The organism is Caulobacter rhizosphaerae (genome assembly GCF_010977555.1).
Lineage (GTDB): Bacteria > Pseudomonadota > Alphaproteobacteria > Caulobacterales > Caulobacteraceae > Caulobacter > Caulobacter rhizosphaerae.
The window spans coordinates 110338-130649 of record NZ_CP048815.1; the positions used below are offsets into that span (position 1 = coordinate 110338).

Annotated in this window: 20 protein-coding genes, 1 tRNA gene and 1 pseudogene; 9 read left to right on the plus strand and 13 right to left on the minus strand. The window is 69.2% G+C overall.

Annotated elements, in window-relative coordinates; genetic code table 11:
• Window positions 1-6: 6 nt before the first annotated feature.
• From G3M57_RS00530 to chpT, 3 genes are all read right to left on the minus strand, one after another.
• Entirely contained in the window at window positions 7-819 is an 813-nt protein-coding gene (locus tag G3M57_RS00530) for a CheR family methyltransferase (protein WP_056757991.1), read from the minus strand.
• Window positions 816-1193 carry a response regulator gene (locus G3M57_RS00535; RefSeq protein WP_162251648.1) on the minus strand — a complete coding sequence of 126 codons (378 nt, stop codon included), beginning with the start codon at window positions 1191-1193 and terminating at the stop codon, window positions 816-818. The genes G3M57_RS00530 and G3M57_RS00535 overlap by 4 nt, the downstream gene beginning before the upstream one ends.
• Before the next feature lie 83 nt (window positions 1194-1276).
• Window positions 1277-1969 carry a histidine phosphotransferase ChpT gene (chpT, locus tag G3M57_RS00540; RefSeq protein WP_056757985.1) on the minus strand — a complete coding sequence of 231 codons (693 nt, stop codon included), beginning with the start codon at window positions 1967-1969 and terminating at the stop codon, window positions 1277-1279.
• Window positions 1970-2034: 65 nt separating this feature from the next.
• Here chpT and G3M57_RS00545 point away from each other — a divergent pair, with 65 nt between their 5' ends.
• Both G3M57_RS00545 and cysQ read left to right on the plus strand, forming a co-directional pair.
• Complete coding sequence (locus tag G3M57_RS00545) at window positions 2035-2220, plus strand: DUF3553 domain-containing protein (RefSeq protein WP_028040112.1); 186 nt, start codon at window positions 2035-2037, stop codon at window positions 2218-2220.
• Window positions 2221-2997, plus strand: coding sequence for a 3'(2'),5'-bisphosphate nucleotidase CysQ (cysQ, locus tag G3M57_RS00550; protein ID WP_163228353.1), 777 nt, complete (start codon window positions 2221-2223; stop codon window positions 2995-2997).
• Here the strand turns inward: cysQ and G3M57_RS00555 are convergent.
• Both G3M57_RS00555 and G3M57_RS00560 read right to left on the minus strand, forming a co-directional pair.
• Window positions 2994-3947 (minus strand): EF-hand domain-containing protein, encoded by a 954-nt coding sequence (locus G3M57_RS00555; RefSeq protein ID WP_056757980.1) that lies wholly within the window; start codon window positions 3945-3947, stop codon window positions 2994-2996. The genes cysQ and G3M57_RS00555 overlap by 4 nt on opposite strands.
• Before the next feature lie 60 nt (window positions 3948-4007).
• Window positions 4008-4838 carry a helix-turn-helix domain-containing protein gene (locus G3M57_RS00560; RefSeq protein ID WP_056757975.1) on the minus strand — a complete coding sequence of 277 codons (831 nt, stop codon included), beginning with the start codon at window positions 4836-4838 and terminating at the stop codon, window positions 4008-4010.
• A 118-nt stretch (window positions 4839-4956) separates the two neighbouring features.
• Here G3M57_RS00560 and G3M57_RS00565 point away from each other — a divergent pair, with 118 nt between their 5' ends.
• Window positions 4957-5928, plus strand: coding sequence for an alpha/beta fold hydrolase (locus G3M57_RS00565; protein WP_056757972.1), 972 nt, complete (start codon window positions 4957-4959; stop codon window positions 5926-5928).
• 67 nt (window positions 5929-5995) lie between these two features.
• Here G3M57_RS00565 and G3M57_RS00570 read toward each other — a convergent pair.
• Together G3M57_RS00570 and G3M57_RS00575 are read right to left on the minus strand one after the other, a co-directional pair.
• Window positions 5996-6071, minus strand: a tRNA-Ala gene (locus tag G3M57_RS00570).
• A gap of 192 nt (window positions 6072-6263) precedes the next feature.
• The gene (locus tag G3M57_RS00575) at window positions 6264-6731 is read right to left on the minus strand and encodes a TIGR02300 family protein (protein WP_056758097.1); all 468 of its coding nucleotides are present in this window, start codon (window positions 6729-6731) and stop codon (window positions 6264-6266) included.
• 116 nt (window positions 6732-6847) lie between these two features.
• On the opposite strand from G3M57_RS00575, the gene aroA reads away from it, so the two are divergent.
• From aroA to mscL, 5 genes and pseudogenes are all read left to right on the plus strand, one after another.
• A complete protein-coding gene (aroA, locus tag G3M57_RS00580; RefSeq protein ID WP_056757969.1) occupies window positions 6848-8182 on the plus strand; it encodes a 3-phosphoshikimate 1-carboxyvinyltransferase in 1335 nt (444 codons plus the stop codon).
• A gap of 2 nt (window positions 8183-8184) precedes the next feature.
• Window positions 8185-8835: a (d)CMP kinase gene (gene cmk / locus G3M57_RS00585; RefSeq protein WP_056757966.1), complete on the plus strand. Its 651-nt coding sequence runs from the start codon at window positions 8185-8187 to the stop codon at window positions 8833-8835.
• 132 nt (window positions 8836-8967) lie between these two features.
• On the plus strand, window positions 8968-10677 hold the full coding sequence (gene rpsA / locus G3M57_RS00590) for a 30S ribosomal protein S1 (protein WP_056757963.1): 1710 nt from the start codon (window positions 8968-8970) through the stop codon (window positions 10675-10677).
• Between the two features lie 204 nt (window positions 10678-10881).
• Window positions 10882-11166, plus strand: coding sequence for an integration host factor subunit beta (locus G3M57_RS00595; protein WP_056757961.1), 285 nt, complete (start codon window positions 10882-10884; stop codon window positions 11164-11166).
• Window positions 11167-11234: 68 nt separating this feature from the next.
• Window positions 11235-11636 (plus strand): annotated as a pseudogene (gene mscL, locus G3M57_RS00600) (large-conductance mechanosensitive channel protein MscL); the annotation flags it as partial.
• Between the two features lie 128 nt (window positions 11637-11764).
• On the opposite strand, the gene G3M57_RS00605 reads toward mscL, so the two are convergent.
• The 3 genes from G3M57_RS00605 to G3M57_RS00615 all read right to left on the minus strand — a co-directional run bounded on the left by G3M57_RS00605 (window position 11765) and on the right by G3M57_RS00615 (window position 16753).
• Window positions 11765-12997: a flavin monoamine oxidase family protein gene (locus G3M57_RS00605; protein ID WP_163228354.1), complete on the minus strand. Its 1233-nt coding sequence runs from the start codon at window positions 12995-12997 to the stop codon at window positions 11765-11767.
• A 10-nt stretch (window positions 12998-13007) separates the two neighbouring features.
• A complete protein-coding gene (locus G3M57_RS00610; RefSeq protein WP_056757954.1) occupies window positions 13008-13826 on the minus strand; it encodes an LOG family protein in 819 nt (272 codons plus the stop codon).
• 83 nt (window positions 13827-13909) lie between these two features.
• Window positions 13910-16753 carry a M16 family metallopeptidase gene (locus tag G3M57_RS00615; protein WP_163228355.1) on the minus strand — a complete coding sequence of 948 codons (2844 nt, stop codon included), beginning with the start codon at window positions 16751-16753 and terminating at the stop codon, window positions 13910-13912.
• Between the two features lie 149 nt (window positions 16754-16902).
• Between G3M57_RS00615 and G3M57_RS00620 the strand changes: the two genes are divergently transcribed.
• A complete protein-coding gene (locus tag G3M57_RS00620) occupies window positions 16903-17616 on the plus strand; it encodes a hypothetical protein (RefSeq protein WP_163228356.1) in 714 nt (237 codons plus the stop codon).
• Here the strand turns inward: G3M57_RS00620 and G3M57_RS00625 are convergent.
• Genes G3M57_RS00625 through G3M57_RS00635 form a run of 3 tightly spaced genes read right to left on the minus strand, consistent with a single transcriptional unit; the run spans window position 17597 to window position 20264 of the window.
• A complete protein-coding gene (locus G3M57_RS00625) occupies window positions 17597-19291 on the minus strand; it encodes a DUF4166 domain-containing protein (RefSeq protein WP_163228357.1) in 1695 nt (564 codons plus the stop codon). The genes G3M57_RS00620 and G3M57_RS00625 overlap by 20 nt on opposite strands.
• Window positions 19288-19710, minus strand: coding sequence for a thiol-disulfide oxidoreductase DCC family protein (locus tag G3M57_RS00630; RefSeq protein ID WP_163228358.1), 423 nt, complete (start codon window positions 19708-19710; stop codon window positions 19288-19290). The genes G3M57_RS00625 and G3M57_RS00630 overlap by 4 nt, the downstream gene beginning before the upstream one ends.
• On the minus strand, window positions 19707-20264 hold the full coding sequence (locus G3M57_RS00635) for an SRPBCC family protein (RefSeq protein WP_156402257.1): 558 nt from the start codon (window positions 20262-20264) through the stop codon (window positions 19707-19709). Before G3M57_RS00635 ends, G3M57_RS00630 begins: the two co-directional genes overlap by 4 nt.
• Window positions 20265-20312: the final 48 nt, after the last annotated feature.

Consider the following 20312-nt stretch of genomic DNA (forward strand, 5'->3'; position numbering starts at 1 on the left):
GACGGCTCAGGCCGCGGCGCGGGTGAACAGGCCTGAGGGTCCCGCGATCGCCTGCACGGCGCTGGTGACGCCCTCCAGGGATTCTCCGCTGCCGACCAGCAGCACGCCGTCGTCTTCCAGGCGAGCGGCGAGGCTTTCGATGACCCGGCCGTGCACGGCCGGGTCCAGGCCCGGCAGGACGTTGCGCAGCAGGATGACATCGAACCGACCCATCGACGACAGGTCGGCCAGCAGGTTGATCCGCCGCCAGCGCACCGCCTGACGGATGCGCGGGGTGATCGCCCACATCTCGTCCTGGTTTTCGAAATGCTTGACCAGCAGCCGGATCGGCAGGCCGCGCTGGACCTCGAACTGCGTGTAGAGCCCGCTCTGGGCCTTCTCCAGGCAGCGGTCCGAAAGATCCGAGCCGAAGAATTCGAACCGGGCGCTGGGGGCGATGTCGCGTCCCTCGGCGGCGGTCATCGCCAGGGAATAGACCTCCTGGCCGGTCGAGCAGGCCGCGCTCCAGATCCGGATCGGACGGTCCCGACCCAGCCTGGACAGGCTGGGCAGCAGTTCGTCGCGCAGGTGGGCGAAGACCTCGCGATCACGGAAGAACGCGGTCTCGTTCAGGGTCAGGGCCTCGACCACGGCCCAGATCAGCCGGTCCTCGCGATGGGCGCGCAGGGCGGCGATCATCGCCTCGATCGACTCGAAGCCTTCCCGGCGGGCCAGGGGATTGAGCCGGCTTTCGACCAGATAGGCCTTGTCGCTCTCGATGCGCAGGCCGGCGCGTTGGCGGGCCAGGGCGGCCAGCAGCTCCATGTCCTCGGGCGTCACAGCAGGCCCGCCTCGGCGAACTTCGCCGCGATGATGTCGCCGTCGAACGGCTTCATGATGTATTCGTCCGCGCCGGCGTCCAGCGCCTCGCGGATGGCCTCGATCCGGTTCTCGACGGTGCAGAAGACCACGGTCGGCCCCTGGCCGCCTGGCTCCTGGCGCAGATGGCGCAGGAACTCGATCCCGTTCATGACCGGCATGTTCCAGTCCAGGAGCACGGCGTCGGGCATCGCCGCCCGGCACCAGGCCAGGGCTTCCATGCCGTCGGCGGCCTCGGCGATCTCGAAGCCTATGTCTTCCAGGACGCGCCGGGCGACTTTGCGGATCACCCGGCTATCGTCGACGACGAGACAGGTCTTCACGGCACGCTCCAATCCAACCCCGCCAGCTTGCGGCGGAGGGAGTTAAGGACCGGTGACGGCGATCGCGTTCTTCGAAGGTTTATGCCTGGAAAGACTCAGGCGGGGACCCAGGCGGCCAGGACGACCTGGTCCTCGCCCAGCTCGACCCCGACCTGGCCGCCAGCCGCGCGGACGAGGGCGTTCAGATAGGCCGCCTGCACCCAGGGACCGCCCAGGCCCTCGGCCAGGGCCTCGCCCTTCAGGCCAGCCAGAACTTCCGGCCGGAGACGGGCGCGTGGGCCGGCGGCGTCGGCGGTGATCGCCACCCGGTCGTCGGCGACCACGGCCCGCAGCGTCGCCTTGCCGCCAGCCGGCAGGGCGCTGGCGGCGATCTGGGCGATGTTGAGGATGGCGCGCGCGGTGGCCTTGTTCATGGTCGAGGGCGGGATCGCCCATTCGAGGGTCGGACGCACATGGGCGAACACGCCCTGGGCCAGCTTCTCTAGCTCTCGCGAGTCGAAGTTCTCGGCCGAGGCGGAGGCGCCGAACGCGACCCGTGTGAACTGCAGCAGGTCGGCCAGCTTGCGGGCGCTGGACGAGATCAGGCTCATGGCGTCATCGCGCATGTCCTGGGCGGAGGGATCCTCCAGCAGGTCCAGGCCCGAGACGATGGCGCTGGCCGGGCTGATGAAGTCGTGGCAGAGGCGCGCGGCCAGGAGGGCGGCGAAGTCGGGGCCTCCGATATCGACCTTTGGGGCGTTCAATTCGGGCGCGGCGGCCTGCGGCGCGGATGCGGCTTCGTCGGTCATGGCGCGATCTTTGGCGTGATTTGGGACTTTGGCAAACGCTGCTGGCGGCCTATCAGGAGCGCGTCATGGATCCGTTTCTCGAGCCGGGCGTCCTCGTGCGCCATCCCGACCAGCCCGATTGGGGCCTGGGCCAGGTGCAGTCGGTGATCGGCCATCGCGTGACGGTCAATTTCGAAGACGCTGGCAAGCAGACGGTCGACGCCACGCGCGTCGCCCTGGTGTTCGTCGGCGACGATCCCCGAGGAAGCTGAATGGTCCATACGAACCCGGCGGACTACGGCCGCGAGCTGGCGACGATCGTCGAGGCGGCCGCCGAAGTCATCCTGCCGTTCTGGCGCACCGAGCTGGACGTGGTCCGCAAGGCCGACGAGAGCCCGGTCACCGAGGCCGACAGGGCCGGGGAGCGCCTGATCCTGGCGCGGCTGGCCGAGTGTTTCCCGGAGATCCCGGCGATCTCGGAGGAGCACGCCTCCGAGTTCGGGACGCCCGACGCCATCGGCCCGCGCTTCTTCCTGGTCGACCCGGTCGACGGCACCAAGGCCTTCGTGCGCGGCGATCCCAACTTCACGGTCAATATCGGCCTGATCGACAACGGCGCGCCGGTGGCCGGCGCCATCTGCGCCCCGGCGACGGGCGAGGTCTGGTTCACCAGCGCCGAAGGGGTGCTCAAGCGAGAGGGTCCCGGCGGCGCCGAGACCCGGGTCCGGGCGCGGGCGTGGCCGGAAGGCCACGCCCTAGCCCTGGTCAGCCACACGATGAAGGAAGAGCGGGCGGCCGAACTGGCGGCCCAGTACGGCTTTTCCCTGCGCGCCCCGATGGACAGCTCGATCAAGCTGGTGCGCATCGCCGAGGGCGCGGCCGACATCTATCCGCGCCACGGGCCGACCATGGAGTGGGACACCGCCGCCGGCCACGCCATCCTCGTCGCCGCGGGCGGTCGCTTCACCACGCCGGAGGGCGAGACCTTCACCTACGGCAAGGCCGATCAGGGCTTCCGCAACGGCTGGTTCGTGGCTCGCGGGGCCTAGGCCTTACGGTTCAAGGCGCCGCCCAACTCCGAGGTTAATTGGTCGCTCAGGCTCCGCAGGGTCGAGCCCAGCAGGCGCGCCAGCAGCGCCTGGCTGTTCGAGGGCGGAGCAGGAAGCTCACCGATCTGGTCCGGCCGGAACGCTGGCGGTCGCCGTTGGCTGGCGGCGCGCAGTTCGTCGGCGGAGAGTTTCATATCGCTGTCGCGGTCGGCCGACTTGATCAGGTCGCTGACGGCGGTCGGATCGAGATTTCGGGACTTGGCCGCCGACGTCAGTTCGTCGGCCGAAAGGACGCCATCGCCGTCATCGTCATGGCGCGCGGCCAGGACGTCGATCGCTTGGCTGCCGTCGCCGAAACGGAAGATCTGGGGAGCGGCTTCGAGCTTGGCCGCAAGCTCCGCCGCCGACAGTCGGCCGTCCCGATCCGCGTCCGTCCCGCCGAACATCTCGGCGTTGACCTGTTCGATTGAGTCCCAAGCGCTCTGGCCATCTGCGCCGATCCGGCTGGAGCGGATGCTGGGCGAGGCCACGCCGGCATACTCGTCAGTGGACAAGGTCCCGTCACCGTCGGTATCGGCCCGAGCGATCAGCCAGTCGGCGACGCCCGCCTCGTCCTGCACCCCGAGCAGGGCCTTGAGGTTCTTGCCGTCGAGGAGCCTGGAGGCGCCGAACTCGCCGGAATCCAGCGCGCCGTCGCCATTGCGATCGAACGCGGAGGCTACGGCCTGCTTGTCGGCAAGCTTGCCCGGGTCGTTATTGCCGAGCTTGGCGATCTCCTGCGCTGAGACCTTGCCATCCTGGTCGGCGTCGAAAGCCTTGAACACCTGGTCCTTGACGGCCGCCAGTATCGCGGTTCCGGCCCTGTCGAAGGGCTGCGCGGTCAGCAGAAGGCCTTCGCCCGTGAAGGACCGGTAGGCCGCCGCTGTTCCGCTGCTCGCGCCGATGTCCATGCATGACCCTCCTGTTCGAAGGTCATGCAGCAAGTTCGGCGCCAGAGGTTGCGTTGAACCCTAGGTGTCTTGGTCCGCCAACGCCTTGCAAAAGGCCGCCGTCTCGTCGTCGGCGGGGAACATGCACTCCACCCTCAGCTCCTCCAGCGTGATGTCGCGCGAGGTGCCGAACGTGGTCAGGGTCGAGAAGAAGGTCAGGCGTCGGTCGCCTTTGCGGAAGGTGACGGTCATCAGGGGCAGGGGCGTGGCGCCCAGCTCGCGTCGCTCCCAGCGGGCCGGTACGTCCGGATAGGCCAGCACCTCGTCCAGCAGGGCGCGCGACGTCCGGTCGGTGGCGGCTTCGTGATGCAGGTGGCGGATCAGGTCGCCGGCCACCTCCTCCCAGTTCTCGACGAAGGGCCGCATGTCGGCCGGGTCGAAGACCTGATGCATGATGTTGCCGTGCGGCTGGACCCCGTCGCGCAGCCAGCCGAACACCCGCCCCAGGCCTTGGTTGGCCATCAGCACGTCCCAACGCCGGTTCACCACGAAGGCGGGATAGGGCTCCTGCTGGGCCAGGATGAACGCAATGGCCCGCCGCATCAGGGCCATCTGTGGATCCGTCAGGGCGGTTTCGCGATAGGCGGGCGCGTAACCGGCCACGACCAGCAGGGCGTTGCGGTCGCGCATGGGCATGTCCAGCGCCCCCGCCAGCAAGGCGATCAGCTCGCGGCTGGGCCGGGCCTTCCCCGTTTCGACATAGCTGAGGTGGCGGGTCGAGATCCCGGCCTCCAGCGCCAGGTCCATCTGGCTCATCCGGCGCGCGCTTCTCCATTGACGCAGCAGGTCGCCGAGAGGGTGGGCGGCCAGGGCGGGCGCAGGGCTAGACGGCGGCGAAGTCAGCGTATTCATGGCGCGACACTAACCGCCCGGGACATGATCGCCATAACCTTCCAGGTCATGGAGTCGGTGATCGAGCGGCCCTAGTCCTCCGTCATCGGGGCTTTCGTCCCGCCCGGAGGATCGAACGATGCAAAGACGACAGTTCCTGACCGCCGCCGCCGGTCTTGCCGCCTGGGCGGCCGCCGAGGCGGCCCCTGCTGCAGGCGCGTCGCCTCGGGCCGAGGACGACGTGCGGGCCGCCCGCGCCTGGAACGCGTCGCGCCGCCATCAGGCCACCCGGTTCGGCGACATCGCCTATGTCGAGCGCGGGACCGGCCCCGTGGCCTTGTTCCTGCACGGCTTTCCGCTGAACGGCTTCCAGTGGCGCGGGGCCTTCGACCGACTGTCCGGCCAGCGTCGCTGCATCGCGCCGGATTCGATGGGCCTGGGCTTCACCCGGGTCGCGGCCGGCCAGGGCGTGACCCCGTCCGACCAGGCCGACATGCTGGCCGCGTTCCTCGACAAGCTGGGGATCGCCTCGGTCGACCTGGTCGCCAATGACAGCGGCGGGGCGGTGGCCCAGATCTTCGTCACCCGTTTTCCGGACCGGGTGCGCACCCTGCTGCTGACCAACTGCGACGTCGAGCCCGACAGCCCGCCGCCGGCCCTGCAGCCGGTCCTGGCCCTGGCCCGCGAGGGGACCTATCCGGACCAGTGGCTGGTTCCCTGGTTCAAGGACTCGATGCTGGCGCGTTCGCCGCAAGGTTTCGGCGGCATGTGCTTCTCTGACCCGAGCCAGCCCACCGACGCGGCGGTCGCCATGTATTTCGGCCCGCTGGTCGCCGCCCCGGCCAGCAAGGCCCTGGTCAACGCCTACGCCCTGGGCCTGGACCCCAATCCCCTGGCCGGGATCGAGGCGGCCCTGCGCCGGTGCAGGGTGCCCACGCGCATTGTCTGGGGCATGGCCGACGACATCTTCGCCAAGGAAAGCCCGGATTATCTGGACCGTGTACTGCCGAACTCGCGCGGCGTGCGCCGTCTGCCCAGGGCCAAGCTGTTCTGGCCCGAGGAATATCCGGATGTCGTCGCCGACGAGGCCCGGACACTATGGGGCGTATGAGAGCGGCGTCGCCGAAACCGGACGCCAGACATGGAAACGGCCGCTCCCTTTAGGGAAGCGGCCGTCTTGGTGGAGCTAAGCGGAGTCGAACCGCTGACCTCTTGAATGCCATTCAAGCGCTCTACCAGCTGAGCTATAGCCCCAAGGTTTTCCCAAGTTTCCCAATGGGAAGCGTTGGTATTCCTCAGTCTCTCCAGCGGTTCCGAGTGGGTGGCCCCCGAAGAGGCGCGGAACCTATGCCGGGAGGATTTTTGGATCAACCCTCCCGGCGAACTTTTTTCGGAAAAATTTTCGAACCATTGTTCTGCAAAATTTCCGAGAGATGCGGACGAGCTTTAGTCGTCGTCGTCCGCGCCCGGCAGGCCCTCGATCTCGTCGTCCAGGACGTCTTCGTCGTCTTCGTCCTCGAGGAACGGAACGTCGTCGGCTTCGTCCTCGGCCAGGTCTTCGTCTTCCGAGAAGTCGACGCCCAGGTCGTCGGCGGCCGGGGCCGGGGCGACGGTCGGATCGGTGTCGTCGTCGTCGGGCTCGACGACCTCCTCGGCGGCCTCATCGATTTCCGGGGTCTCGTCGACCTCGTCCTCGTAGCCATCCTCCTCCTTGGGAGCGGGGGCGGGCTTCTCGTCCTCGGCGTCGTAGTCCGGCGTGACGGCGCGAGCACGGACGCGGCGCGACTTCAGCGCCTCTTCCGGATCAAACGTCTCCCCGCACTTGGGACAGACGGCCGGGCGACGGCCCAGGTCGTAGAATTTCGATTGGCAGTTGGGGCAAATTTGTTTTGCGCCCAATTCGGGATTGGCCAAGGCGGCGACCCTTTGATCCAGATGGGAAAAGCGGCCGGTCACTTGCCATGACGAAGGGCCGCTGTCAAAAGCAATCCCCTCGCGAAAACCACCATGACCAAGGAGCCGGTTTCGGCATGACGGCGGCTGGACTGAAGAGCACGCCCGGCGGGGCCTTGCGGGGAACCGTCCGGGCCCCCGGCGACAAGTCGATTTCCCACCGTTCGATGATCCTCGGCGCCCTGGCTTCGGGGACCACTACGGTCGAGGGCCTGCTGGAGGGCGCCGACGTGCTGGCGACCGCCCAGGCCATGCGTTCCTTCGGCGCGCGGGTCGAGCAGGAGGGCGTCGGCCGCTGGCGGATCGAGGGCCATGGCGGCTTCGCCGAGCCGTCGGACGTGGTCGACTGCGGCAATGCCGGCACCGGCGTGCGGCTGATCATGGGCGCGGCGGCGGGCTTTGCGCTGTGCGCCACCTTCACCGGCGACAGCTCCCTGCGCGGCCGACCGATGGGCCGAGTGTTGGATCCGCTGGCCCGAATGGGCGCCACCTGGCTGGGCCGTGACAAGGGTCGCCTGCCGCTGACCCTGAAGGGCGGCAATCTGCGTGGCCTGTCCTACAAACTGCCGATGGCCTCGGCCCAGGTGAAGTCCGCCGTGCTGCTGGCCGGCCTGCACGCCGAGGGCGGCGTCGAGGTGATCGAGCCGGAAGCCACCCGCGACCACACCGAGCGCATGCTGCGGGCCTTCGGGGCAGAGGTGATCGTCGAGGATCGCGCCCACGGCGACCATGTCGTGCGTCATATCCGCTTGCCGGCCGGCCAGAAGCTGGTCGGGACTCACGTCTCCGTGCCCGGCGACCCGTCGTCGGCGGCCTTCCCGCTGGTGGCCGGCCTGATCGTGCCGGGCTCGGAGGTGACGGTCGAGGGCGTGATGCTCAACGACCTGCGCACGGGCCTGTTCACGACGCTGCAGGAGATGGGCGCGGACCTGACGATCGCGAATGTTCGGGAGAGCAGCGGCGAGCAGGTCGGCGATATCACCGCCCGCTACTCGCCGAGCATGAAGGGCGTCGTCGTGCCGCCCGAGCGCGCGCCGGCGATGATCGACGAATATCCGATCCTGGCGATCGCGGCCGCCTTCGCCACGGGCGAGACGATCATGCGCGGCGTCGGCGAGATGCGGGTCAAGGAGAGCGACCGCATCGCCCTGACCGCCGCCGGCCTGGAAGCCTGCGGCGTCGACGTCGAGGAGGAGCCCGAGGGGTTCATCGTCCGCGGCACGGGCCAGGCGCCGCGCGGCGGGGCCATGGTCGAGACCCATGGCGACCACCGGATCGCCATGAGCCACCTGATCCTTGGCCTGGCCGCCCAGGCGCCGGTGTCGATCGACGAGCCGGGCATGATCGCCACCAGCTTCCCCGGCTTCGCCGAGATGATGCGCGGCCTGGGCGGCGATCTGGTCGAGGCCTGATCGTGGCCTTCGTCATCGCCGTCGACGGTCCCGCCGCCTCGGGCAAGGGCACGATCGCCTCTCGCTTGGCCGAGTTCTACGGTTATCCGATGCTCGACACCGGCCTGCTGTATCGCGCGGTTGGCGTGCGCCTGCTGGACTCCAGCGGCGACCTGGACGACGCTGTCGCCGCCGAGGCCGCCGCACGGGGGCTGGCGCTGGCCGAACTGGAAAAGGCCGAGGTGCGCACCCGCGCCGCTGGCGAGGCGGCCAGTCGGGTGGCCGTGCATGCGGGGGTGCGCGCCGCCCTGTTCGACCTGCAGCGCGACTTCGCCTTGCGCGAGCCCGGCAGCGTCATCGACGGTCGCGACATCGGCACGGTGATCGCTCCCGACGCCCAGGCCAAGCTGTTCGTCACCGCCAGTCCCGAGGTCCGCGCCGACCGCCGCTGGAAGCAGCTGCTGGGCCAGGGCGAAAGCGTCGCCTTCGATGAAATCTTGGCCGACATCCGCAAGCGCGACGAGCGCGACAGCGGTCGTGCGTCGGCCCCGCTGACCCAGGCCTCCGACGCCGTCTTGCTTGATACGTCGGAAATGACTATATCCCAGGCCTTCGATGCGGCCCGCCGCATCGTCGAGACGGCGCGCGCCCGGTGGGGAAACCCCAAGGGCTAATCCACCGCCCGCCTCGCCGCCGTTCAGGACACGGCGGTCCGCATCAGAAATCCATATCACCGGAATCCCGAGAACCGTCACATGGCGGCGCTCATCGCAGGGTTTCCCACAACCTAGAGACCGAAGATCAGCATGGCTGACGATATGAGCTTCAACCCCACGCGCGACGATTTCGAAGCGCTCCTCAACGACTCCATGGGCGGCCGCGACTTCGCTGAAGGCACCGTCGTCAAAGGCAAGGTCGTTGGGATCGAGAAGGACTTCGCGATCATCGACGTCGGTCTGAAGACCGAAGGCCGCGTCCAGCTGAAGGAATTCGGCGTCGACGAAGCCGGCAAGGCCACCGTGAAGATCGGCGACACCGTCGAAGTCTTTCTGGAACGCCTCGAAAACGCCCTGGGCGAAGCGGTCATCAGCCGCGAAAAGGCCAAGCGCGAAGAAGCCTGGACCCGTCTGGAAGGCGTCTACGCCAAGAACGAACCCGTGCTCGGCGCCATCGTCGGTCGCGTCAAGGGCGGCTTCACCGTCGACCTGGGCGGCGCCTCGGCGTTCCTGCCCGGCTCGCAGGTCGATATCCGCCCGGTGCGCGACGTCGGCCCGCTCATGGGCAAGGAACAGCCCTTTGCCATCCTCAAGATGGACCGTCCGCGCGGCAACATCGTCGTCTCGCGCCGCGCCATCCTGGAAGAAGCCCGCGCCGAGCAGCGCACCGAACTGGTGTCGCAGCTGCAAGAGGGTGAAATCCGCGAAGGCGTCGTCAAGAACATCACCGACTACGGTGCGTTCGTCGACCTGGGCGGCATCGACGGCCTGCTGCACGTCACCGACATGAGCTGGAAGCGCGTCAACCACCCGAGCCAAGTGCTCGCCGTGGGCGACACCGTGAAGGTCCAGATCGTCAAGATCAACCCGGACACTCAGCGCATCAGCCTCGGCATGAAGCAGCTGCAGTCGGATCCGTGGGACGGCGTCGAAGCCAAGTACCCGGTCGGCGCCAAGTTCACGGGCCGCATCACCAACATCACCGATTACGGCGCCTTCGTGGAGCTGGAAGCCGGTGTCGAAGGCCTGGTGCACGTCTCGGAAATGTCGTGGACCAAGAAGAACGTCCACCCCGGCAAGATCGTGTCGACCTCGCAGGAAGTCGACGTGGTCGTGCTGGACGTCGATCCGTCCAAGCGCCGCGTTTCGCTGGGCCTGAAGCAAGCCCTGGCCAATCCGTGGGATTCGTTCCTCGAAACCCACCCGGTCGGCTCGACCGTCGAAGGCGAAGTCAAGAACGCGACCGAATTCGGTCTGTTCATCGGCCTCGACAACGACATCGACGGCATGGTCCACCTGTCGGACATCGACTGGAGCGCGTCGGGCGAGGAAGCCATGGCTCGCTACAAGAAGGGCGACGTCGTCAAGGCCAAGGTCCTGGACGTCGACGTCGAGAAGGAACGCATCTCGCTGGGCATCAAGCAGCTGGGCGGCGATCCGATGTCGGGCGACACCTACCGCAAGGGCCAGACGGTCACCGTGACCGTGACCGAAGTCACCACCGGCGGTATCGAAGTGCGCTTCGGTGAAGACGACGCCCTGATGACCGCGTTCATCCGCAAGTCGGATCTGTCGCGCGACCGTCAGGAACAGCGCCCCGAGCGCTTCGCCGTGGGTGACCGCGTCGACGCTCAGATCACCAACATCGACAAGGCGGCTCGCCGCGTCTCGATGTCGATCAAGTCGCTGGAAATGGCCGAAGAGAAGGAAGCCATCGAGCAGTTCGGCTCGTCGGACTCCGGCGCTTCGCTGGGCGACATCCTCGGCGCCGCCCTGCGTGAGCGGGCCACCAAGGACTAAGCCTTCGCCTCACTGCGAAGACCAAGAGCGGCGGCCGGAGCGATCCGGCCGCCGTTTTCTTTTGGGCCGCCGTTAACCGGTCCGGTCGCAAACCCGACGCCGATATCAAGCTTTCCCCTTGAAGACTCAGGCTTGCTTGGGCAAAGGTCGCACGCGCGTCGGGTCCTGCCTCCCCAGGACCGCCAAGTCGCGTCGGGGATATCGATGATCAAGTCCGAACTCATCGCCAGGCTCGCGAACGAGAATCCGCACCTGACCCAGAAGGATGTCGAGCGCGTCGTCGGCGTCATTCTCGAGCGCATGATTGGTTCGCTCGAAGAAGGTGGAAGAGTGGAGCTCCGGGGCTTCGGCGCCCTGTCGGTGCGTTCGCGTCCGGCTCGCGCCGGCCGCAATCCCCGCACCGGCGAGACCGTCGACGTGCGGGCCAAGCACGTGCCGTTCTTCAAGAGCGGCAAGGAACTGCGCGGTCGCCTGAACGCCGACGAGTAGGCCGGTCGAGACTTGACCGCCGGGGGCGAACGCGCTCAGCCTTTCGCGCCAGTCGGAAGAGGTTCAGCATGAGCATCGTCAAGGAATTCCGCGAGTTCATCGCACGCGGCAACGTCATCGACCTGGCGGTCGGCGTCATTATCGGCGCGGCCTTCAACTCGATCGTCAAGAGCCTGGTCGACCAGGTGATCATGCCGCCGATCGGCCTGCTTATGGGCGGGCTCGACTTCTCCAAGCTGCAATGGGTGCTTAAGCCCGAGGACCCGGCGACCCCGGCGGTCGAGTTGGTGGCGGTCCAGTACGGCGCCTTCATCAACACGGTGATCCAGTTCCTGATCGTGGCCGTGGTGGTGTTCCTGCTGGTCAAGCTGGTCAACCAAGTCCGCCGCGCCGACGCCGACGAACCGGCTCCGTCCGCGCCCACGCCGGAAGAAAAGCTGCTGACCGAGATCCGCGACCTGCTGGCCAAGCCGGCGGCGGCCCCCAAGGCTGCGGTCGCGCCAGCAGCGAAGGTCGTGGCCAAGGCTCCGGCTAAGCCCAAGGCCTGACCCTATTTCTGCTCATCCCGGCATTCACCGGCTGAGCGGAGCTTGAGGGCTTAAACTCCCAAGGTCGTCGTCGCCTCGCGCGCCGCCAGCTCTCCCGTCTCCCAGGCCCCATGCGCGGTCGAGAAGGCATGGGGCGAACAGGCTTCGCCGGCGAAGAACAATCGGCCGTCCACGGGCGTGGCCAGCACGGCGCGCTCGCCGGCCCGGCCGGGCAGGGCGTGGGAATAAGATCCCCGCGCCCACGGATCGGCCGCCCAGGCGGTTCGCGCCAGTACCGAGACCCGCCGCCGAAGCCCGGTTCCATAGATCCCCGCCAACTCGTCGATGGCGAACGCCGCCGCTGCGCCGGGACCCTCGGCCTCCAGGGCGCGGGCGTGGGCCCCGCCGAAGAAGGCTTCGATGATCGGGCGACCCAGCGGGCGCAGGTGATAGGAGCCCGTCGCCGCCCGGTCGACGGCGCCATAGACCATCGCCTCTACCGCGAAGGCCTCCGGTTCGTCGAGCTTGAGGAACACCTTGTCGGCCAGGCCCAACGGCAGGCCCTCGGCGGCGGCCAGCTTGGCGGGGAGTTCGGGCAGGATCCGCAGGGCGCCGGCGGCCAGCACGGCCGTGGGCACGCAGACGATGGCTGCCCGGGCTTGGACCACGCCCCGGGGCGTCTCCAGCGCCAAGCGGGGCCCGTCATGGCGCAGCAGCCGGACCGGACAGTCGCCGACGATGCGGACGCCTGTCGGCGCTAGGCCGGCGATCGCCGCGCCATAGCCCTCGGCCACCCGCCAGTTGACCTCGCTGTCGTCATAGGCGGCGTAGTCTCGGACCGAGACCTGGTCGAATTCCGCGCCGTTGTAATAGGCGCTGAAGGCGTTCAGCAGCGGGTTCCAGCGGTTGCCGGCCTCCATCAGATCCGAAGCGGGCCGGTCGATCGCGTCGCCGCCCGCCGCCTCGACCCGTTCGTCGAACGCCGCGAACGCCCGGCCATAGGCCTCCCGCTCGGCGGCGCTGAAATTGATCGTGGTTTCCGGATTGGCCCAAGGCGGCGGGGTCTTGTCGATCGTCAGGCCCGAGGTGGCGATCGGTGTGACCAGGGGGTTGCGGTCAGCCGAATGCAGCCACTCGCAGCCGAGGTCCAGCGGCAGGCTGGCCAGCGAGACGGTGTGCGCCCGCCCGCCGATCCGGCCCTGGGCTTCCAGCACCACCACGCTCAGCGGCGCGGTGGCCAGGGTGGCGGCCGCGGCCAGGCCAGCGGCCCCGGCTCCGATGACGGCGACGTCGACCTCTGTCATTGGGCGAGGCTCATGGCGCGACCGGCTCGGTCGGCGGCGCCTGCTCAGGCTCCAGTTCGATCGACTCGCCGGGCTTGAGGCCGCAGGCCAGCAGGGTGGACCACACCGTCTCGGCGCTCTCGGCGAAGCGGAAGAGTTCCAGATCGGCGGGATTGACCATGCCGTGCTCGACCAGGCTGTCGAAATTCACGACCGAGCGCCAATAGGCCTCGTCGAACAGCACGATGGGGATGCGCGGAGCCTTGTCGGTCTGGCGCAGGGTCAGGATCTCGAACAGCTCGTCGAAGGTGCCGAAGCCGCCGGGGAACACCACCAGGGCGTTGGCCCGCATCGCCAAGTGCATCTTGCGCATGGCGAAGTAGTGGAAGCGGAAAGACAGGTCGGGCGTGGCGTAGGGATTGGGCCATTGCTCGTGCGGCAGGGTGATGTTGAAGCCCACCGACGGCGCGCCGGCGTCCCAGGCCCCGCGGTTGGCCGCCTCCATCACGCCAGGGCCGCCACCGGTGGCGATGACGTTGTCGCGGACCCCGTCCGTGGCGTGGATCGCTCCGCCGCGCTCCGAGGCGATGCGGCCGAAGCGCCGGGCCTCGGCGTACCAGTGAGGCTGCCGTCCGGGACCGTCCTCGCGCACGCGGGCGCTGCCGAACACCACGATGGTCGAGCGTACGCCCCAGGCCCGCAGAGCCTCGTCGGCCTTGGCGAACTCCAGCAGGAACCGCACGCCCCGCATCGACTCGCCCAGCAGAAAGTCCTGGTCCAGCACCGCCAGCCGATAGGAGGCGGAGGCGAGTTGGGCGGCGCTCGGCGATGCGGGCGGCGGCTCGGACATTTCAACGCTCCACTCAAATACAGCGGCCGAACGCAGCTGACGGGGACATGCTCATGGCATGCCCCCAACCCGCGCGCGTCCGTCTAGTTGCCCTTGCGCAGCGTCGGACTGTCCAGGTCGAGCTGGTCGATCGGAATCTGCAGGGCGGCCGGGACGGCGGTCTTGACCCCTTCGCCCATCGCCTTGGCGTCGCCGACCACGATGACGCTGGTCTGGGCGGGATCGAGCACGGTCTTGGAGAAGGCTTGCACGTCGGCGGCGCTGACCGCCTCGACCTTGCTGGTATAGGCCTGGATCTCGTTCAGCGGGACGCCATAGATCGCCAGGTTGCCCAGGATATCGGCCAGGCCGCCCGAGGTGCCCAGGTCGCGCCCGAAGCCGCCGACCAGCACCGACTTGCGCGCCGCCAATTCGGAGGCCGAGGTCGGCTCGGCGGCCAGCCGGGTCAACTCGTCCTTGATCAGCCCCACCACCTGGGCGGCGGACTCGTTCTTGGTCTGGACGCTGGCCGAGAAGCCGCCGATCGCCGCGCGCGGCGTGAGGCTGGAACTGGCGCCGTACGACAGGCCGCGCTTGATGCGGATCTCCTGGTTGAGGCGGGAGGAATAGCCGCCGCCCAGCACGCCGTTGGTGACGAGGCCCGCATAATAGCGCGGGTCGGCGCGCAGGATCGCCGGCTTGGTCACCACGACCGCGGCCTGACCGGTGCCGGGCAGGTCGACGATCACGTTCCTGGCCGCGTAGCCCGTCGGGCCCTTGACCGGAGCCGGCGGAGGGCCGGCCGGCTTGGCCCAGCCGCCGAACGCCTTTTCCGCCAGGGCGAAGCCCTGCTCGGGCGTCAGGTCGCCGGTCAGCACCAGGATGGCGTTGTCCGGACGCCAGTTCGTGGCGTGCGTCTTGACCAGGGCGTCGCGCTGAATCTTCGGCAGCGAACCCGGCGTACCGCCCGCCACGTGGCCATAGCCCGAGCCCGCATAGATCACGGTCGGTACGACGAAGCCGGCGACCGAGCCCGGCTGCTGGAATCCGACGGACAGACCGTCCAGGGTCTCGGTCTTCACGCGTTCCAGCTCGTCGGCCTTGAAGGTCGGGTTCTGGGCGACGTCGGCCATGATCGCCAGGCCTTGGGCGGCCTTGTCGGCGATGACGCTGAGGGTCAGGGAGGTGGCCTCCCAGCCGGAACCGGCTTCCAGATTGGCGCCGAGCGCCTCGGTGGCGGCGGCCACCTGGGTGGCGGTGCGGGTCTTGGTGCCCTCGGTCAACAGTTCGGCGGTCAGGCTGGAGACGCCTGCCAGGCCGGCGGGGTCCGCGCCCGAACCGCCGCGCACGGTCAGGTCGGCGGTGATCAGCGGCAGGTCGCTGCTCTTGGCGACGATGACCCGCAGGCCGTTGGCCAGCGTCTTCTCCACGGGCGAGGGAAGCACGGGCGACACCGCCGCGCCCGGCGCGGGCGGAGCGACGCGCTCGGCCGCCGGAGCCAGGGCGGTGACTGGGCCGCTGTAGGTGACGGACGGAGTGGGCTTGGGCCCCTCGAACGGGTCCTTGGCGCCCGCCGGTCTGGCCGATTCGGGCAGATAGCGGATGGTCACCTTACGGTCGTCGGCCAGGTACTTGGCCGCTACGCGCTGGACGTCGGCGGCAGTCACCGCCTGCAGGGCGGCCAGATCGGTGTTGGCGCGCTGGGCGTCGCCTTCGGTCCGCAGGGCGTAGCCGATCGCGAAGGCGCGGCCGTCGATGGTCTCGCGACCGCGGACGGCGTCGGCCAGCAGGCCGGCCTTGGCCTCGGCCAGCTCGGCGATGGTGGGCGGGGCCGTGCGCAGCTTGGCGACCTGGGCGCTCAGCGAGGCCTCGCCCTGTTCGACGGTCTTGCCGCCCGCCATGATAGCGCCGACGTAGAACAGGCCGGGCTGGGCGTTGTCGGGCGCCGACGAGAAGATCTGCTGGGCGATCTTCTGGTCGTAGACCAGGCTGTCATAGAGACGCGAGGACTTGCCGGCCGACAGGATGGCGTCAAGAACCGCCAGGGCCGGAACATCGGGATCGGCGGCGGCAGGGGCCAGCCAGGTCATGGCCACGGCCGGCAGGGGCACGTTCGGACCGTAGGTGGTGACCACCTTGGATCCGGTGCGGGCCGGCTCGACCGTTGTCACCTGCTTGATCGGCGTGGCGGGGGCCTTCAGCGGGCCGAAATACTGATCGACCCAAGCGTTCAGCTGCGCCTCGTCGAAATTGCCGACCACGATCAGGGCGGCGTTGTCGGGGCGGTAATAGGCCTGGTGGAAGGCGCGGACGTCGTCGACCGTGGCGGCGTCCAGTTCCTCGATCGAGCCGATCCCCGGCCGTTTGTAAGGATGGTCGGCGAACGAGGCTTTTGTGATGTTCAGGGCGAAGAATCGGCCGTAGGGATTGGCCAGGACCCGCTGACGCAGCTCTTCCTTGACGACGTCGCGTTCGGACTTGAACACCGCGTCATCGATGACCAGCGAACCCAGGCGCTCGGCCTCGGCCCACAGCAGGCGCTGCAGGTGGTTGGCCGGCACCACCTCGTAATAGTTGGTGAAGTCGTCGTAGGTGGAGGCGTTGTTGAAGCCGCCGACGTCCTCGGTCAGCCGATCAAAGAACTCGTTCGGCATGTTGCGCGTCGACTTGAACATCAGGTGTTCGAACAGGTGCGCGAAGCCCGAACGGCCCTGAGGGTCGTCCTTGCTGCCCACCCCGTACCAGACCTGCACCGTCACGTTGGGCGTGCTGGCGTCACGCGAGGCGTAGACCTTCAGGCCGTTAGGGAGGGTCCGCTCCTTGTAGACGATCGGCGGCACCGCCACGCCGGCGGCGGCTGGCCTGGTCTGCGCATGAACCACCGGCGACAGCGCGGTGGTCGAAAGGGCCAGCGCGACGAGGGCGGCCTTGGCGGCGGGACGGATCATGGGGACGGCGCTCCGAAAGCTTGAGGGCGCGACCCTAGCACCCGGGCCGAAGGCGCCAAGATTACCGTCTTGTCATGAAGCGCGGGCATTGCCCGGCGAGCGTGGCCGTGCATCTTCTGGTGGAAAGATGGTCAGAAGGGGGAAGCCGCATGAAGTCTCTGCCCGTCGCTTGCGCCCTGGCGGCGCTCGCCGTCGTCTCCGTCCCGGCTCAGGCTCGCCAGTCAGGGTTGGACGAGGTCGTGGTCACCGGCGCACGGATGACCGACTACGATCCGGTCAAGACGCCGTTCGTGACGCTCGGCAAGCGGGCCGACAACCTGATCACCACGGTGCGGGTGGTATGCGACACCCGCGACCTTTCTCAGCGCAAGCAGGAACTGAAGGCTACCCTGCGCAACATGATCAAGGCCGCGCCGGGGGCGGGGATCGAGCTGGGCCTGGAGGGCGAGGAGGTGATCGGCCGCTTCGACGACACCATGCTCGACGCGGTGATCCACCCGGACGGCAAGCCCGACACCAGCGTCGCCCTGCTGGTGGTCAAGACCCGTGTGGCGCCGGCCGACACCTTCGACGCCGCCACCGGCCGCATCAAGGCCTTCGCCGAGAAGACCGCCAAGGCCGGCCGCACCGAGATCCTGCCGACCGAGAACTGGAACCTGACCCTGATCGGCCCGCAACGCTATCGCGGCGAGGTGCTTGCCCTGGTGGCGGAGGACGCTCGCAAAGTGGCGGGGACTTTCGGGTCGGACTATGCGGTCGCCGCCGAGGGGTTGCAACTGCCGTTGTCCTGGTACCAGTCCGGGCCGCTCGAACTGGCGCTGTACGTTCCCTACAAGCTGACCGTCACGCCCCGCCCCAAGTGATCGGGCCCGGATCAAGCCGGCCGGCATAGCCGAAGATCACGCCCAGCCAGGGATGGGCGACCAGCACGCGGAAGCGGTAGGCGCCGTCCCCATTCCTGCTTGAGAGGCCGAACGTCCGGGCCCGGATGCGCGGCGCCCAGGCGCGGGGCAAGGCGACCGAGCCCAGCCGCCAACCCTCGAAGGTCCAGGAGAAGCCGTCGGGATAGGGTGCGACCGCGAAGCGGAAGGTCAGGACCCCGGCCGTTTCCTCGAACGTCCACGGATCGTCGCGGGTCGGCGCGATCGTCGAGGCGAAGGTGCGCTCGCCGAATCGGCGGACCCAGCGCTCGCCGCCCGCCGTCGGCGTGATCGTCACCGTCGTCGCGTGCGGGCTGGGGGGCGGCAGGCCCTGCAGGCGGCGGACCAGGGCGGGCAGGCCGGGCGCGCCGCGAGCGCGGGCCCGTCCCGTTAGGGTGACGGGATCGACGCCGGCGTGGGCGCGGCGAACGACCTCGGGCCGGGTCTCCCACGGGTCGCCGAGCAGGCGAGGAAACAGGCCGGGCGTGTCCTGGCTCTGGCTTTCCAGCCGGGTGCGGATCGGCAGGCCGCCCAGTTCACGCAGGATGGCGTCCAGGCCGACCAGGCCGACGCAGGGGGTGGCGCGGGGTTGGCCCAGCCGGCCGTCGAGCAGGGCGCGCAGGGTGGCCGCCGCCGGGGCGGCCGGGGTGTGGGGACCCGCGCCGGCCTCAGCGCACAGGCTCCAGCGCGCCAGGCGCCGCGCGCCGTCGGCGTCCAGGCCCTCGGCGCTGACCACCATGCCGCCGCGGTCCGAGCCCAGCGGCGCCACAAGGCCCGCCGCTTCGCCCAGCAGCACGGCCAGCGGCTCCAGGGTCGGGATCAACCGGGCCCGTCGAGCCAGGCTCACCGTCCACAGGCCCAGGTGCAGAATCGGAAGCTCCAGCCCGGCGCGGAAGATCGCGTCGCGGCGGACGTGGAAGCGGGCGGGCAGCAGGTCGAGATCGGGCGTCTCGGCCAGGCTGGACCAGCGGCGGCCGAGGGCCGGGAAAGGCGTGCGGCGCGGGTCGCTCCAGCCGGGCCGGGTCGCCCAATGGCCCTGGGCGAACACCCGGACCGGCGCGCCGGCCCAGGCCAGGATGGCGCGGATCACCGAGAGGCCGCGCGGCGCTCGCGCGCCCGGCGAGATCGCCGCCTCGATCCGGTCGATCCGAGTCCAGCCGGCGGTCATCGCGTCGAGGGCGGCGTGGCTGAGGGCGGGGGTCGAGCTGGCGCCGGTGATCGCCCAGCGCTGGTCGACGCGGGCCTGGCCGTCGAGCGCGGCCTCGAAGCCGGCCACGAAGTCGCGGGCGTCGGCTAGGTCGACATAGTGGGCTCGGGCCGCGAGCACCGCGCGGGGAAAGGCGTGGTCCTGACCCTGGAACGGCCCGGCCGCGTCGACCACCGCCCAGGCCCCCAGCGCGCATAGCCCGACGGGATTCAGGCGATCGAGCTGGGCAACCTCGATCGTCGCGGCCGGCCCAGTCTTGGCCAGCTCGGCCGCCACTGCGTCCAGGCGGACGAGGTCGCGGGCCGCCAGCACCAGCACGACGTCGGGCCAGCGGGCGATCATCGCCGCCAGTCGCTGTCCGAAAACGCCGCTGGCGCCGACCAGGACGATGCGCTTGCGGGCGTCGCTCACGAAATCGGCGGATCGAGGATGAAGCGGGCCCGCTGCTCGGGCGTCGGCAGCATGCAGGTCGCGCGCTTGCCCATCAGTCGGTAGCGGTTGGCGGCCAGCCAATCATAGGCGCCGTCCAGCCACGCGCGCGGCAAGACGTCGACCACCGCCAGCCACGACCAGGGCGCGCCCAGCCGCCGCAGCAGCGCCAGGATCGCCGCGCTCTTCTCCAGCGCTCGGCCGGAGTCGAGGAACAGGAAGCTGGTCGGCTGGTCCGGGTTGATTCCATGGTCCTGGGCCAATTGTCGTCCATAGGCCGACTGGATCGGGGTGAAGCGGATCAGGCCCTTGCGATCGAGGGCCATCACCGTTCGGACCGAGCCGGAACACAGGTTGCAGATCCCGTCGAAGAGCCAAAGCCCGTCGGGTGATCCGCTCATCGCGCCGCCGCCACGCTTTCGCGGCGCAAGGCTCGCAGGGCGGCGGGGACGTCGCGGCGCATGGCCATGGTGGTCACGCCGCTGGGCAGGCCGAAGGGCGCAGTGGCGCGGTTCTCGTAGGTGACGCGGGTGGTTCGTCCGCCGTCCAGCGGCTCCAGCAGCCACTGGCCCTCGCAATCCTTGATGTCGCCGGTTTCGCAACGGAAGGCGATACGCCGGTAGGGCTCGAGGGTCAGCCGCGAGGTCGAGTGCAGGGCCGGAAGCAGGAAGCTCCACTTGACCACGTGTTCCCGCAGCTCCACCCGGCCGGCTTCGTCGCGCGACAGCACGGTGCACCGCTTGACGCTGGGCGTCATCCGCGCGGCTCGTTCGCAGTCGAGGATCGTGGTCCAGACCACCTGCGGCGGCGCGGCGATGTCGATCATCGCCCGCACCTGGCCGCCGCGGCCCCCAGGGTCGGCGTGGGCCTCCAGGGCGACGTCGCCGCTTTCGATCCGCCGTAGCCAATCGGGGTTGGCTTCTGGCGGTCTGGCGAGCGCGGGGGTCGCCAGCATCACGAACGCAACGACAAGGGCTCGGCCACGCATGGGCCCAGCCTAGCC